The sequence below is a fragment of the Marinimicrobium sp. genome (assembly GCF_002695945.1).
GTDB lineage: Bacteria > Pseudomonadota > Gammaproteobacteria > Pseudomonadales > Cellvibrionaceae > Marinimicrobium > Marinimicrobium koreense.
Genome location: NZ_NZQP01000020.1, coordinates 17,168 through 30,414, shown reverse-complemented (window position 1 = coordinate 30,414; position 13,247 = coordinate 17,168). Strand labels below are relative to the sequence as shown.

Below are 13,247 nucleotides of genomic sequence, written 5' to 3'. Positions count from 1 at the left end.
CCACTCCGGNTTCACCCNGGCGGTGCGCATTCACGCCGAGAATCCCCCGGGCGCGTTTTTCAATGGTCAGTTGCAGTACCCCATTCTCCGGGCCACGGCCGAAGGCGATGTGATGCTGATTCGCCTCTATATGCGNTCNGTCAGTACCACCGATGAAACCGGNGCGACCTTCGCCACCGCCTTCCTGGAAGGTCCGGGACCGGACTACACCAAATACGCCGAACGGGAAATCACCAGTACNGGNGACTGGCAGGCCTATGACATTCCGCTGGAAATGTCCGGGGCCGAGGCCGCCAACGACCTGATNCTGAAGATCGGTTTTGGNGGNGGTGANCGCCCCCAGAGCTTCGANATNGGCGGCGTGGAAGTGCTGCATTTCGGNCAGAGCNTGGCGGTGGACGACCTGCCCCGAACCGAGCTGAGNTACGGCGGNCGGGAGGCNGATGCCGACTGGCGCGNNGANGCCGCCGCCCGCATTGATGAGCACCGCAAAGGGGATTTCACCGTGCGGGTACTGGACGGTGAAGGTCAGCCGGTCGAGGGTGCCGAGGTGGCGGTCGAGATGACCCGCCATGCCTATCACTTTGGCTCGGTGACCGTCGGCCNCATTCTCATGGGCGAGGGCGAAGATAACGAAATCTACCGGGAAAAGGTGCTGGAACTGTTCAATCAGAGCGGCCCGGAAAATGACCTGAAATGGGCGCCCTGGGCGGGCGAGTGGGGTGANGACTTCAGCCAGCAGACCACCATCGATGCGCTTCAGTGGCTCAAGGATAACGACTTTTACACCCGGGGCCACGTCATGGTNTGGCCGTCCAAGCGCAACCTGCCCAACCTGATTCAGGAGTACCTGCCGGAAGGTGAGCCGGAAAACGCCGATCCGGAAGCAAAGCAGATCGTCCTCGATCATATCGACGATATCGCCAGTGCCACGGCGAATGTGTTGGATGAGTGGGANGTGCTCAACGAACCCTATGACAACCACTACCTGATGGACGCCTTTGGCGACGAGGTGATGGTCGACTGGTTTGAACGGGCGCGCCTGAACCTGGCCNACCACAAGCTCTACATCAACGATTACTCCATTCTGTCCGGCGGTGGACGCGACGCNGCCCATCAGGATCACTACCAGCAGACCATCCAGTATCTGGTNGATCAGGAAGCGCCCATNGANGGCATNGGTATGCAGGGNCANTTTGGNCCNTCNCCCACNGCCATTCCCCGGGTACTGGAAATNCTGGACCGCTTTCACGNGGCCTTTCCCGAGCTGACCATNCGGGTGACCGAGTTCGATATCAACACCACGGANGANGCGCTGCAGGCGGATTACACCCGGGATTTCCTNACCGCCGTGTTCAGTCATCCGGCNACNGTNGGGGTGCAGAAGTGGGGCTTCTGGGCGGGCGCCCACTGGACGCCNGATGGTGCNATGTANACCGAAGACTNGCGGGAAAAACCCAACGCCGNNGCCTGGAAAGACGCCATTTTCAATGACTGGTGGAACGACTTTACCGGTGCCACCAATGGCGATGGGGAGTTCAGCGNGCGNGGTTTCTATGGCGAGTATCAGGTAACNATCAATGGCCANNTCATCGANCAGNCCATTGAGCTGTTACCCGGTGAAACCGCCGAGTTCGAATTCACNNTNGGAGAATAACCGNCTCAGTCCGCTTCGCAGCGACAACCGGCNCTGGCCGAGCACACCTTCTTCTGCCCGTCAGGGCAGAGGGGCTCGGCGGNGTCGCGATAGGGTGGAGCGGGTTCAGGCGTGTTGCCTTTGTCNTCAANCTGCTCGCCAATGGCCCGAAANGCCGCCATGTCGGCTTTCTGCGCTTTGCGCTCGACGGTTTCCCGGCCCGGGCAGTCGATATGAGATTTGTCGCAGTGGCGGTCCAGGTATTGGTCCGTCACAAGTTGCGCGCATCCGGTCAAACCAGACAACAGGATTACGAACAAGAGTCCCGCTTGGTACTTCATGTCACCGCTCCGTTTTGGTGAATCAATGATCCGCGAACCCGCCATTGCGGAAACACGCTGTCAGTGTAGCAGAGCGCNCTCAGGCTCCNATGATCAGATACAGACCAATGACGCCAAGCAACGTCCCGCCGNTTCGCTGCGCCGGGCGCTCGAACCGCTTCATCAATGTTGCNTGCGTNATCCGNTGGGCGCCGTAGGCATAAGCCAGTTTGGTGCCNCCCACCGCNANGATNGTAATGNCCATNACNACGCCCAGCCCCTGAACGGTNATCCGGGANAGATNGACAAACGCCGGAAACAGGCTGGCGTANAANACGATGGCCTTTACATCCGCGAGNGTGATCANCAGNCCCGTCAGCGNATCGCGCCANAGGCGTNNCGGCGTGGNGGNCANNGGGCGGTTCGCGGATTGNGGCGCGGCACGCCAGCAACNCCAGCCCAGATAGATCAGGTAGCCNCCGCACGCGAGCCGCACCCAGTAGAAGGCACCACTCAGTGACTCCGCCAGGGCGCTCATACCCAGTAACGCCAGANNCAACNAACAGCAGATCGCCCAGCACAATGCCCGCCGTGACGGCGGCGCCTGCTGCAAGCCCCGAGGCGGCCGACCGGGTTAATACCAGTGCCACGCTGGTACTGGGTAGGGCGGCCAGCGTCACCAGAGTGACAAATAACAGTAACGCGCCGGTCGGGGTCATTGCTTGGGGTGGGCCTCGGTTTCGAAGCGGCCCTCCTCCCGGTACTCAAAGACGGTGTCGTTGTGGTCTGCGCCAAGTTGGCTGATAAGGACGGGTTTCCCGTCCGACGAAATATGAAGGTCGCCAATGCCTGCATTATTCCATAGCCGCTCCCCCAGATCCCGACCCCGTGGCAATCGAGGGCTTACCCGCATTCGCCGGCGCTTGGTGAACCAGTTCAGCGGGGACAGGGGGCTGTACAACCAACGGTTGAGGCGGTCCAGCCATTCGAGCAATCCATGGGGAAACTCGTTCTTGATGCCGCTGCTGGTTATTTGCCAAATGTGAGGGCCATTCTGCTTGTGTCGTAAGCGAACATCGTAGGCAAATGAGTAGTGCACATCGCCAGAGACAATCATGAAATGTTTGGGCGTTCGCGAATGCCCAAAAATATTGAGCAGTACATTGGCCGCCCCACGATGAGCCATCCAGTTTTCCGCGTCGACCAGCAGTGGTTTGCCAAACCAGGTGAATACCTGTTGAATCATCTCGATCAGTTTAACGCCGAATATGGGGGCCGGTGACACAACCAGCACGGACTCCTCCCCCATGACCGACTGCTGAAAGTCGGTAAGTGACTCCCAGTCCATCAGGCCAGAGGGATGTCCCGGTCTGATCTCGCTACGCCACCGATGCGTTCTTGTATCCAAGACAATGATTTTGGGCTTCGTGTCCAGCGTGAAGTGCCAATGACCAAACGCCAACAACCGATCAATCAGCGCATTCTGCTGCTCTTTGTCCAGGGTATGAGTTTGTGGGCTGGATTCGAACAGATCCTGGCAAGTGGGCATGAGCTCGGAAACGTGCTCGGGTCGGTTTCCCCAGCCCTGGCAGAGCAGATATCCCAGTAAAGCGTTGCCAATAATCCGCCGGGAAAACGGGTGCTCATAGGCGGTCTGCTCCCATAATGCTGACAGATTCCAGTCATCGGTTACATCATGGTCATCAAAAATCATATAGACGGGGATGTTGGCCAGCGCACGTGCCGCCTGAGGCAGTGTTTCCCGAAATGCCTCAATGTTCACCTTCTCGTCACGGTAGCGGGACAGCTCGGGTTCACGACTCACCGGCTCAATCGATGAAACCAGTGCCCAAGGTGCGGGAGACCAAACCAGCAAATACATTGCGAATACTTCCGCGAACGAAATCAGGTGATTGCCCGCGTGTGCTGTGGTGAATACGGGTTTGCGGACACCACCGAAAAACCGTTCGGCCAGACTCTCGTTGGATTGAGTGCTGGGCAGCAATTTTTCCCGATGGTAGTAACCATGTGCTAGCGACCCCAACTCGGCGCTGGAGTCGACAGAGGCGCCTTCCAATTGCTCCTCATACAGGCCCAGTCGTTGAATAACGCAATGTATGGCGTGCAGCATGGGGCCGGCAACGTCATCGACGTAGACCTGATCGCCGGTCAGCATCAGAAGCGCGGGAGGGCTTCCTTCCTCCCTTGCTTTCTGTAACTCGTGATCCACTCGAGCAAGGCCATCCCGGGCCTTGTGGTGAGGGCGACGGCAAGAGCCGTGAAGCACTCGTGTGGCTCGCGAACAGAGCGTGAACCCGGGGGTCAGGTCGCCCCTGTAACACAAGTGGGGCGCCCAGTCCGCTATCCACCTGGGCTCCTCTGCCGGGTCGCTCGAAAGGCCCACATCGTAAGACAATCGCGTGTCGGTCGGTAACGGTGTATCCAGGGACAGCTCTATCAAGTAGAGCCAGGCGTGCTGACCGACGCGCAGTACTTGCTGCTCAGAGGGGTGTACCTCTCGATCAAGATACTGACCTTCTGAATCGGAGAGGCGGACCCTGAGGCACAGTTGCCGACGTGCGACCAGCCAGAGCGTCAGGCGGTCGGTAGTGCAACGGCGTAGCACGGGCCCCGCCAGCACCTCAGGGATACTTCGGTGATCATTATTTGGCAGGCTGCCCATTAAACGAGACTCCAATCCACCCAATCGATAGTGACAGTTTACTGACAAGTCTGGACAGATACAGTATGTCAGGGTTCCTGTGAATATGCATTGAGTCTGCCCTTCGCGGTTGAAGCGTCAACACGGGTTTCCAGAGAATTGTAAAGATTGCGCTATCAACCAGATTTGACTGGCCACAGCCCTGGGCAGTTCGTTAGTATCGGGGCGCTAGAGAGATAATAGGAACACTCCATGTACGATATCGATCAGCTCTCCAGACACTTCCTAGGGCTGTATTTCCTCTTTATAGGGGTGCACTACACCAGCACCAGTGTTGGCCTGTGGAAGCGTACCGGCATCAGCCACATTCGCTACGGCAACCGGGGCTCCGCCACCTGGTGGTACCGGCAGACGTTCAACCTGTTCCGCGCCGCCATTCTGGGGGTGTGTCTGGCTCGTATCGTCTGGCCCATCGATCCTTGGCTCGGCGTCTTCCCCGCGCTCTATCAGGCGCCGGTGCTACTGGCCGGCATGGCAATGCTGCTGGTGTCCTACGGCATCGTCAGTTACGTCCACGCCTATATGCGCAATGACTGGCGCTCCGGTATCGACCCGGACAAACGTCAGCCGCTTCTGACTCAGGGCCCCTATGGGCTTACCCGAAATCCTCTGTTCATCGGCATCATTCTCGGTCAGTTGGGATTGTTTCTGACCTTCCCCAGCGTGTTCACCCTGCTTTGTCTGCTGGTGGGCGCCGTCGTGATCGTACTGCAGGCGCGCCGCGAAGAAGTCGCATTGGGTCGGGCCTACGGAGTCGAATATCAGGACTATCGCCTGTTGGTGCGGCGGTGGTTATAGTGACTCTGAGTGGTGAGTTTCGTGGTAATTCAAATCCGTTACAAAAAGCAGAATCCTGCAGGGTATGAATGAATACCGTCGTAATCTCCCTTGCTCAGCTTGACTCCGTTTGCCCGGGCTATTGCATAGACCATACTCGCGTGAAACAGAAAATTTGGAATAATATAGTGGTATATGAACTCGGGCTCCGGAAGGTCTACTTCAGAGAAGCCGGCTTTATCCCTCAAGTGTCTGGTAGCGTCGAGCTGTTGAGCTTCTGGAAGACCGTTCAGGTAATTTGCCGTTTCCGTTATTTGGGCTTGAATAGCCGCTTTGCCTGATTCCTCCTTGATGAAGGAGACGATTTTCCTGTTTATCAACGGGCAATACCCTCGAAGTATAAAGTTGGCCGCGATTTTGGCGTTCGTCTCCAGATTGAACATGTCGTCAGCGAGTGACGATGCGAACGTTTCCGGAGGGATCTTGGCGACTATTGTATCCAGTTGGGACAAATAGCGTTGAAACACCTTCTTGATACTATGGTTCATTGTGGTTCCTGTCGTGAATGTTCTTGGTTTTTTGGGGTGTACAGGTATTGAGCGGCTTTCTCGCTCATTCGACGGTAGTCGTGCCCCACTCCTGGTACATGGATTTTTTGCCACGTAAAGTCGGCGTCTATATCCTCGGCAATGGCTTTTGATTCGCGGTAAAAATACTGGCCGCGCGAGAAACGGTGCAACCCTTGCACGTCGAGTTTATCGTTCCGGGCAAGGTGGCCCCGGGTTTCATCGGCGTTGTCCAGCTCGCCGAGAAATACCACCAGATTTCTCGAGAACGCTATACGGTGCGTCTTTTCCGATAAGGGACTCCCTTTTAAACCAAAGGGAAACTTGACGTCGAAGTCCGGTAGTGTGTACCACCCGGCGTTGGCGGCAATTAACCGATCCGCATGGACGCTGGTACCAAACAGTGCGAACCGGTGGATTATTTGGCCACCTGCGGAGTGCCCGAACATATCGTAGCGGTCCGCATCGATTCCGAACCGCTTGCGGGCATCCAGGAAAATGCCGTCAAAATCCTTGAAAAGCCATCGTCGTGGGTTCTGAGTGATCTCGTAGCTTGCGAACCCGGTCCTGGCTTCATTGATCGTCACATTGGTAAGCATTCCCGCGATATTGTAGTTCCAGAACTCCGGGTACCGTTCCTCTGCGTAGTGTGGCGAGATGACCAGCACTCCGTATTTCTCGGATGCGGTTTTCCAGGCATCCCGGTAGTCCCATGCATTGCGTCCGGCACCGGGCAACACCAGGAGTACAGGTGAGGAGGGCGCAAAAGAGTCGGGCTGGTGGTAGTAGACCTTGAGTCGGGTTTGCTGCTGGCCAGCGCCAGATGAGTAGGTGTAGTGACCTGAACCATTGGTTACCCGCTGTTCGTTGGCACCTGTGGGGAGTGCCAAAAGCCATGTCAGGACTATCAGTATACGCATTGTACCGTTGCTCCTTATTGACCGGGTGTGCGGCGCGGCCTGAGGTCCGAGATGATCTGTTGTGCTATCTGCCACTGCCCGGCTTGTCTGACCAGGACAAAGTTCAGGGACACCCGGCGCTGATCTCCGTCGACCGCTGATCCGGGCGAGCTGTGCAACTGACTGTTGATAACAACAACCTCCCCCAAATAGTGCCTGGATACCGGACGATAGGAGGCCATGGCCTCTTGCCACTGTGCAGGAGAAAAGCCGGGGAAAAGAACGGTCTCCAGAAACACCTGGAGATTGTCCCGTCCACGAAACGTGCGGCCAAACGCATTGATCCACTCCACATCCTGCGTGTGTGAAGCGGCTACGGCGGCTGCGTCTTGATTACGCCATGCTTTTCGAAATTCGAGGATAAAGGCGTCAATCTCTTGCGTCTGCTCTTGCGGGTTGGGAATGCCGTAGTCGCGATAGTCCGGTACAGGGTAAAAGCTCTGGGCCGACGACAGCGATGCCAGTAGCAGTAAAAACGTGGTTATCAGAAGTAATTTCATTGTCGATCTCCATGCGTCAACAGTATGTGTGGACTTTCAGGCACGGGAGTAACTATCTGTTTTACATGGGAAAAAGTCTTGCCGATTTCAAAAACTTATAGCCGATTGTGAAATTGGGCCCGGTATTGCGTCGGCGTCAGCCCGGTGTGGCGCTTGAACGCGCGATTGAATGGTCCGATAGAGCCATACCCCAGATCAAGTGCGATATTCATTATGGGAGTGGAGGCGTGTTGGGGCGACGCGAGCCATTGACGAGCCTTCTGAATTCGTAGCTGATTGAGGAAACCACTGAAGTTCTGAAAGCCGAGTTGGCGGTTGATCAGGCGGCGTAGCCGGTGCTCTTTATCGCCTAGTTGGGAGGCCATGGACGCTATATCTAACTCAGGCTGCATGTAGTCGCCTCGCTCAATAAAGTCGTCCAGGGCGCGCTTCAGGTTAAGGTACTCGTGAGGAAGCGCCGTTTGAGAGCGTGTGTCGAAGCCGCTATCTGGTTCCGAGAACACCGACCCCTTATTGGTACGAAGCAGGTACACGCTAAACCACGTAACACTGGCAAAGACCAGGGTGGCGTTTGCCAGGCTGAGTGTCGCCGACTGCAGCAGTCGACCCAGCCAAAGCTGGTCGATGGCCAACATTGCACCATACGCCGCCAAAGCACCGCTGAGCATCAGTCGCAGACGGCGGCGCTTGTCCACCAGGTCATCAGACAGTCCCGTCAGGGCCGTGTATATGATGTGCGCGAGTACCAGAATGGAAAGGCCATGGTTGATTTGGTGGTAGATGCCATCACCACCCCTGAACCCAAAAAAGTAAAGATGCCAGACGATCCACAGAGCGACAAACGGGCGGGCCCAAATGGGGGTATGACGAATGGAGAATCCCTCCTGGAAAAAATACATGGCGGCCAACCAGAGCGCATAGGCCCAGGCGTCGGTCAGGAGCAGCAGTATGTTGCGGGTCATGCCGTAGGCCGCGTCTGGTACTGGCGCTGTCAGCGACAAATAGGCAATGCCGCAGGCTATGGCAGCCAGTAGCAACAACATTCCTTCACGAATTGGTTTACGATTAAGCCCGACGCCAACCAGCAGAACCAACTGCCCGGTTGTCGCAGCCCTCAATGCGAGGTCGAGTAGCGCTAGTGTTGTTAATAGCATGTCAGCCTGATTTTCTAGAGAACTTTGGCATAATGCAACTCATGCAATGTAATCCCCGTAAGCCGGGATGAAGACCTTTCTTGGCCTGATTCGATGAAGCCAAGTTTCTTATACGTCTCCTGAGCTGGTGTGTTGCCCTTGATACACCAGAGCTCAATGCATTCGAACCCTGACCGGGATGAAAACGCGATTGCCCGTTCTACAAGGCTGGTTCCGATGCCTCTTCTCCAATGCTCGGGAAGAACATTCAAAGCCCACAACTCTATTGTTTCTGGGGCCGCCTCATAGCGAGGTCTTCCGACGATGGAAAACGCTACCACCCGTCCACACTCTTCTGCTACGGATAGGGTAAAGTCAGAATTCTGATCGGCAAGCCGCGCTCTAAGCTCAGACAGGTTGTTGGCGGCGTTCAGTGATTTGAGAAACTCCTTTGGCATAAACGGCTGATAGGCCGCTCTCCAAGCAGCGACCCTTATCCGGCCAATTGCTTCCGCGTCTTTTGGTTCGGCTTCTCGAAATATCATACTATTCTGTTCGGGCGTCTAAAGTATCGGTGCGGCTATCGACTCTTCTTTCTGTCCCTATAAGCTGAAATCATCGCACAAATTGTTGTCAAGGACGCAACGACGAAACCCACAGTAGGAATGAGAAAGGCTGCAAAGAAGAGCCCTAGTCCATCGGTCATCACGCTGTATATCGAAATTGAGACAAATATGAAGGTGACCAAAAGCTCAATTGAAAGCTGGTTGGCCAGGCCTCCGTATTCGCCATCTACTGTTTTCGCCCAGTAGTGTCTAACGTTGATCCTTGGTTTCTTCATAGATGCTGGTAGCGCCCAAAGCAGGGCTCCCGTATTGGGATGATATCCTTCCTGTTAGCGGGCTTGACGATTACCACGGCGAGTCCAAACTGCCCCAAGTGCAATACCGAACGCAGCACCAAAACCTATGGCCTGTGCAATGTTTCCCGTGGCGGCGCCAAATCCTGCTCCAATAGCTATTCCTGTGGCGATACCCATTCCCATTTTGTTTCTAAAGCACACTTTGAAAAACTTGTCCATTTTGTCTCTCCCTGTTGGGCGTGAGGTACTGTTTGGCGTCTCGGTAGAGGTGCGAGCGAACTGTTAGCGCCAAACACAACGGCGCTAGCTTACGAGGAGCTGGCTACCGTAGGCAAGGTAATTCTATAGCTGGTTAAAGCTCATGGCTGATAATCCGCGTCAGGCCATAACTCATTAATTTCCTCTGCTTGAAGGTCGGCATTAAATAGCTCCCAAACAATGCCGTTTACGTCTACATCCTGCGTGAACTCTCCTGCAGATGAGTCTTCCCAGCCCAGGTGCCGCAAAGAGCCTGGATCTGCATTAGCATCTTGACGCACAGACAGATTCAGAGTGGCGGTTCGCCACAAAGCGTACTCGCCAGGGACGACCAAGCTCGGCTCAGCATTCAGTCGTTGGCTGTAATCCGCAACGGTTTCAGCGATCTTGTCAGTTGATATGGCTATATGAAGTTTCTTCACAGTATTCCCTTAATTTTTAAAACTATTGTTAGACGGAAACTTTTCCGTCTTCCGAATCTGGTTGAATTTGTACCATGCCTGAAAAGCTCCGTCACGAAACGCTTAGAATGCATCGCTATAACGAGGCTGTGGGCCTGAATCACGTCCATGGATACTTTGAGTGTGAAAATGGTTCAGGTTCAGAGCGTCCTACCTCCGCTCGCGGTGGTGAATTAGTGTGCTCGGTTATGCATTTTTACCTCCGGCAACGATTAGCTCAGAACGTACATAGGAGCGAGCCCTGTGTTTTGTGCCAGAGGTTACCGTGTGTGATTGCCCTTCGTTTAGTTCAATTGTTCCTTCCTCGGTATCAATAAATACCTTCCCGGAAAGAACAAGGAAAAATTCATCTGAGTTCTCATGAGTGTGGAAGCTGGCTTCTACGTTTTCCATTACTCGGGCTGAAATCGGTGATCCGTTGACTTCACCGATACCGATAGATGCCCAACGTTCATTCACGCTCTTTAATTGAGACAGTATATTATTCATGGCTGACTGTATGCACAACGCCCGGCTTTGGGACGGACTTTTAGCCGCGAAGCGGCGGAAAGGCCGTTCCAGCCTCGAAGGGGCGACAACAGCCGTTTGTTAAAAGGCACTACCTGGCAACCCTGTAAAGAAAGTTAGCGATATATTTTGCCCGCAATATAATAGCCAGAGAAGCGGCGAACTCTAATGCAGTAGCAAGCATGTTAGCTTTGTCGCTGTCCATCGCGGCTGAGGTCCAGTCATACGCATCCGGGTTAGAAGACAATAAATACGAGTATGTAAGCCAATAAATTGCGTCTATTGCCGCGTAAAAGAATGCGTACAAGCCTACCGTTATTACCAAAGCGACCAATATGCTAAATGTCTTTTCAGGAACGACCGAGTCCTCAGATTCCGGCGGTACTACTTTTTTGGCTATCGTAGTGGGAAACATCCAAAGTGTTATGGCAACACCCAGAGGTATCACAGCCATGATAAGGAAAAAAGCTGCCGAGGCGGGCATGCCCGAGTAAGTGTCAGTGAACACTACAGAAAGAAATGTTGCCACTTGCCTCAAAGAGTAAATGAATACAATTATCGAAAGTAGCCGAAACCCTACTGCCAAATATTGATGTACTTTCATGACTTTCCTTGACTTTTATCAATATTATTAAACGGAAACTTTCCGTCTATCACATTTGGCTGCTTTTATAACATGCCTGGAAGGCTCCGTCACTCAACGCTTAGAACGCATCGCTATAACGAGGCTGGCCTAAAATAGGGGAAGTTTCCGTGTGTGGGAGGTTATACGGAAATGTCGCTAGGCCCACTGGGTTCCGAGGGCCTGAAGGGGGCTGTGCGGTATCAATCAGTTCCCAGGTACCGCTTTCGCTTGTTCGCTTTCATATTGCTCAGATCCGCGAGGAACAGGCCATCCAGGCACTCCCCAAAATCCGAATCGACGCTGAAGGCGAGCAGGTGGTAGCCGCCCTCTTCGAACAGGGCGGGGTAGTGCTTGAACAGCACTGGTAGGGGATGGCCGGCGGTTTTGAAGCTGGTGTTCAGATGCTCGTAGGCGGCGTCGCGGTCCATGGGGACGAACAGGCGGTTGAGGGCCATGCGGCTTTGCGGGTCGATCAGGTGCGGGTGGCGGGCGCTGGCGAGGGCGGCGGGCATGGCGTAGTAGCGCTGGTGGTAGGCCACCAAAGCTTCGCGCAGGGGTTTGGGGTAGTCGGCGCTCAGGCTGACCGGTCCGATCAAATAACGGATGTCCGGGTGGTGGCGCAGGTAGGCGCCCAGGCCCTGCCAGAGGTAGTCCAGGTTGGCTTTGCCCCAGTAGTCCGGGTTGACGAAGCTGCGGCCCAGTTCCAGCGCCTGTTCCAGGTAGGGCCTCAGTGCCGGCCTTAGATGGAACAGCTCGGCGGTGTAGAGTCCTTCCAGTCCGGCTTTCGCCATCAACTCGCTGGTGACGCCAATGCGATAGGCGCCGGCGATGGCCAGGCGGTTCGGGTCCCAAAGGACGAGGTGTTGATAGCTCTGGTCGTGGCGGTCCAGGTCGCGGCGTCGTCCTGTGCCTTCGCCCACTTTGCGAAAGGCAATTTCCCGCAGTCGGCCCAGTTCGCGCATGACCGTGGGGTGTTGATCCCACTGGCAGAGCACAATGGTCTGTCCGTCCCGAGTGTGGCCGAGTTTTTGAGCCCGGGCCAGCTCCTGTTGCAGTTGCAGGGGGTGCTCCGGGTGGGCGATGGTTTTCTCGGTGACGAACAGGGTTTTCTTGCCCCGGCCGAGTTTGTACAGGTGTTTTTTAAGGCGTTGAATCAGCGGCTTGTCCGCGAGGTTTTTGGCTTCCAGAGCGCGGGCGGGAATGGGTTCGCCCACCCGGAAGCGGATTTCTGCGGAGCGTTTGTTGAACATCTCATGGGCCAGCAGGGCGGTGGCCAGGGGTTTGAACACGGCGGAGGCGCTGTAAAACAGCCAGGAATTTTTTGCCTGAATATGGACCGGCAGCAGGGGCGCGCCGCTCTTGCGGGCGAAGTGCAGAAACCCGGAGCGCCAGGCGCCGTCGCGAATGCCGGTGGGGCGTGCGCGGGAAACTTCTCCGGCGGGAAAGATGATCACCGCCTGGTCCTGCTCCAGGGCCTGGCGAATACGCTTGTAACTCTGGCGGTAGGCGCCGCCGGTCATATTGTCCAGCGGCAGCAGCAACTCGAGCAGCGGTTCAAAGGCGCTGAGCAGGTCGTTGGCGACGATTTTGACATCGGGGCGCACCCGGCTGACCAGATGAATCAGAGCCAGTCCGTCCAGCGAGCCGATGGGGTGGTTGGCGATGATCACCACCCGCCCCTGGGCGGGGATATTGTTCTGCTCGCGCTGGGGCACGCTGTAGGTAAAGTTGAAGTAATCGAAGATCCGCTCGATGAAGTCCAGGCCCCGGGCGCCCCGGTGCTCCTCCAGAAACTGATTGATGGCGCGCTCGTGGACCAGTTTGCGCAGCAGGCCCAGAGTGGGTTTGCGCAACATGGGGGCGCTGCGGGCGAAGCGCGGGAATTTGTGGTTGAGGGATTCCTCGATATTGAGCATGAACG

13 protein-coding genes and 1 pseudogene are annotated in these 13,247 nt (G+C 55.7%); 2 read left to right on the top strand and 12 right to left on the bottom strand.

Annotation, left to right across the window (positions count from 1 at the left end):
* Positions 1-112 precede the first annotated feature (112 nt).
* Positions 113-1,657 carry an endo-1,4-beta-xylanase gene (locus CMG77_RS03750; RefSeq protein WP_502691744.1) on the top strand — a complete coding sequence of 515 codons (1,545 nt, stop codon included), beginning with the start codon at positions 113-115 and terminating at the stop codon, positions 1,655-1,657.
* Between the two features lie 399 nt (positions 1,658-2,056).
* Here CMG77_RS03750 and CMG77_RS15760 read toward each other — a convergent pair.
* Positions 2,057-2,515 (bottom strand): annotated as a pseudogene (locus CMG77_RS15760) (LysE family translocator).
* A gap of 156 nt (positions 2,516-2,671) precedes the next feature.
* The gene (locus CMG77_RS03745) at positions 2,672-4,186 is read right to left on the bottom strand and encodes an alkaline phosphatase D family protein (protein ID WP_286804436.1); all 1,515 of its coding nucleotides are present in this window, start codon (positions 4,184-4,186) and stop codon (positions 2,672-2,674) included.
* Between the two features lie 684 nt (positions 4,187-4,870).
* On the opposite strand from CMG77_RS03745, the gene CMG77_RS03740 reads away from it, so the two are divergent.
* Positions 4,871-5,476: a methyltransferase family protein gene (locus tag CMG77_RS03740; RefSeq protein ID WP_286804437.1), complete on the top strand. Its 606-nt coding sequence runs from the start codon at positions 4,871-4,873 to the stop codon at positions 5,474-5,476.
* Between the two features lie 38 nt (positions 5,477-5,514).
* Here the strand turns inward: CMG77_RS03740 and CMG77_RS03735 are convergent, their stop codons facing one another.
* From CMG77_RS03735 to olsF, 10 genes are all read right to left on the bottom strand, one after another.
* Positions 5,515-6,003 (bottom strand): DUF1993 family protein, encoded by a 489-nt coding sequence (locus CMG77_RS03735; protein WP_286804438.1) that lies wholly within the window; start codon positions 6,001-6,003, stop codon positions 5,515-5,517.
* On the bottom strand, positions 6,000-6,941 hold the full coding sequence (locus tag CMG77_RS03730; RefSeq protein ID WP_286804439.1) for an alpha/beta hydrolase family protein: 942 nt from the start codon (positions 6,939-6,941) through the stop codon (positions 6,000-6,002). Before CMG77_RS03730 ends, CMG77_RS03735 begins: the two co-directional genes overlap by 4 nt.
* 14 nt (positions 6,942-6,955) lie before the next feature.
* Positions 6,956-7,480, bottom strand: coding sequence for a YybH family protein (locus CMG77_RS03725; protein ID WP_286804440.1), 525 nt, complete (start codon positions 7,478-7,480; stop codon positions 6,956-6,958).
* A 95-nt stretch (positions 7,481-7,575) separates the two neighbouring features.
* Complete coding sequence (locus tag CMG77_RS03720; RefSeq protein ID WP_286804441.1) at positions 7,576-8,634, bottom strand: AraC family transcriptional regulator; 1,059 nt, start codon at positions 8,632-8,634, stop codon at positions 7,576-7,578.
* A gap of 14 nt (positions 8,635-8,648) precedes the next feature.
* Complete coding sequence (locus CMG77_RS03715) at positions 8,649-9,158, bottom strand: GNAT family N-acetyltransferase (RefSeq protein WP_286804442.1); 510 nt, start codon at positions 9,156-9,158, stop codon at positions 8,649-8,651.
* 350 nt (positions 9,159-9,508) lie between these two features.
* The gene (locus CMG77_RS03710; RefSeq protein ID WP_286804443.1) at positions 9,509-9,694 is read right to left on the bottom strand and encodes a glycine zipper domain-containing protein; all 186 of its coding nucleotides are present in this window, start codon (positions 9,692-9,694) and stop codon (positions 9,509-9,511) included.
* Between the two features lie 140 nt (positions 9,695-9,834).
* Complete coding sequence (locus CMG77_RS03705; RefSeq protein ID WP_286804444.1) at positions 9,835-10,155, bottom strand: VOC family protein; 321 nt, start codon at positions 10,153-10,155, stop codon at positions 9,835-9,837.
* A 225-nt stretch (positions 10,156-10,380) separates the two neighbouring features.
* Complete coding sequence (locus CMG77_RS03700; protein WP_286804445.1) at positions 10,381-10,683, bottom strand: cupin domain-containing protein; 303 nt, start codon at positions 10,681-10,683, stop codon at positions 10,381-10,383.
* A 109-nt stretch (positions 10,684-10,792) separates the two neighbouring features.
* The gene (locus tag CMG77_RS03695) at positions 10,793-11,305 is read right to left on the bottom strand and encodes a hypothetical protein (protein ID WP_286804446.1); all 513 of its coding nucleotides are present in this window, start codon (positions 11,303-11,305) and stop codon (positions 10,793-10,795) included.
* Between the two features lie 221 nt (positions 11,306-11,526).
* Positions 11,527-13,242 (bottom strand): bifunctional ornithine lipid synthase OlsF, encoded by a 1,716-nt coding sequence (olsF, locus tag CMG77_RS03690; RefSeq protein WP_286804447.1) that lies wholly within the window; start codon positions 13,240-13,242, stop codon positions 11,527-11,529.
* Positions 13,243-13,247 lie beyond the last annotated feature (5 nt).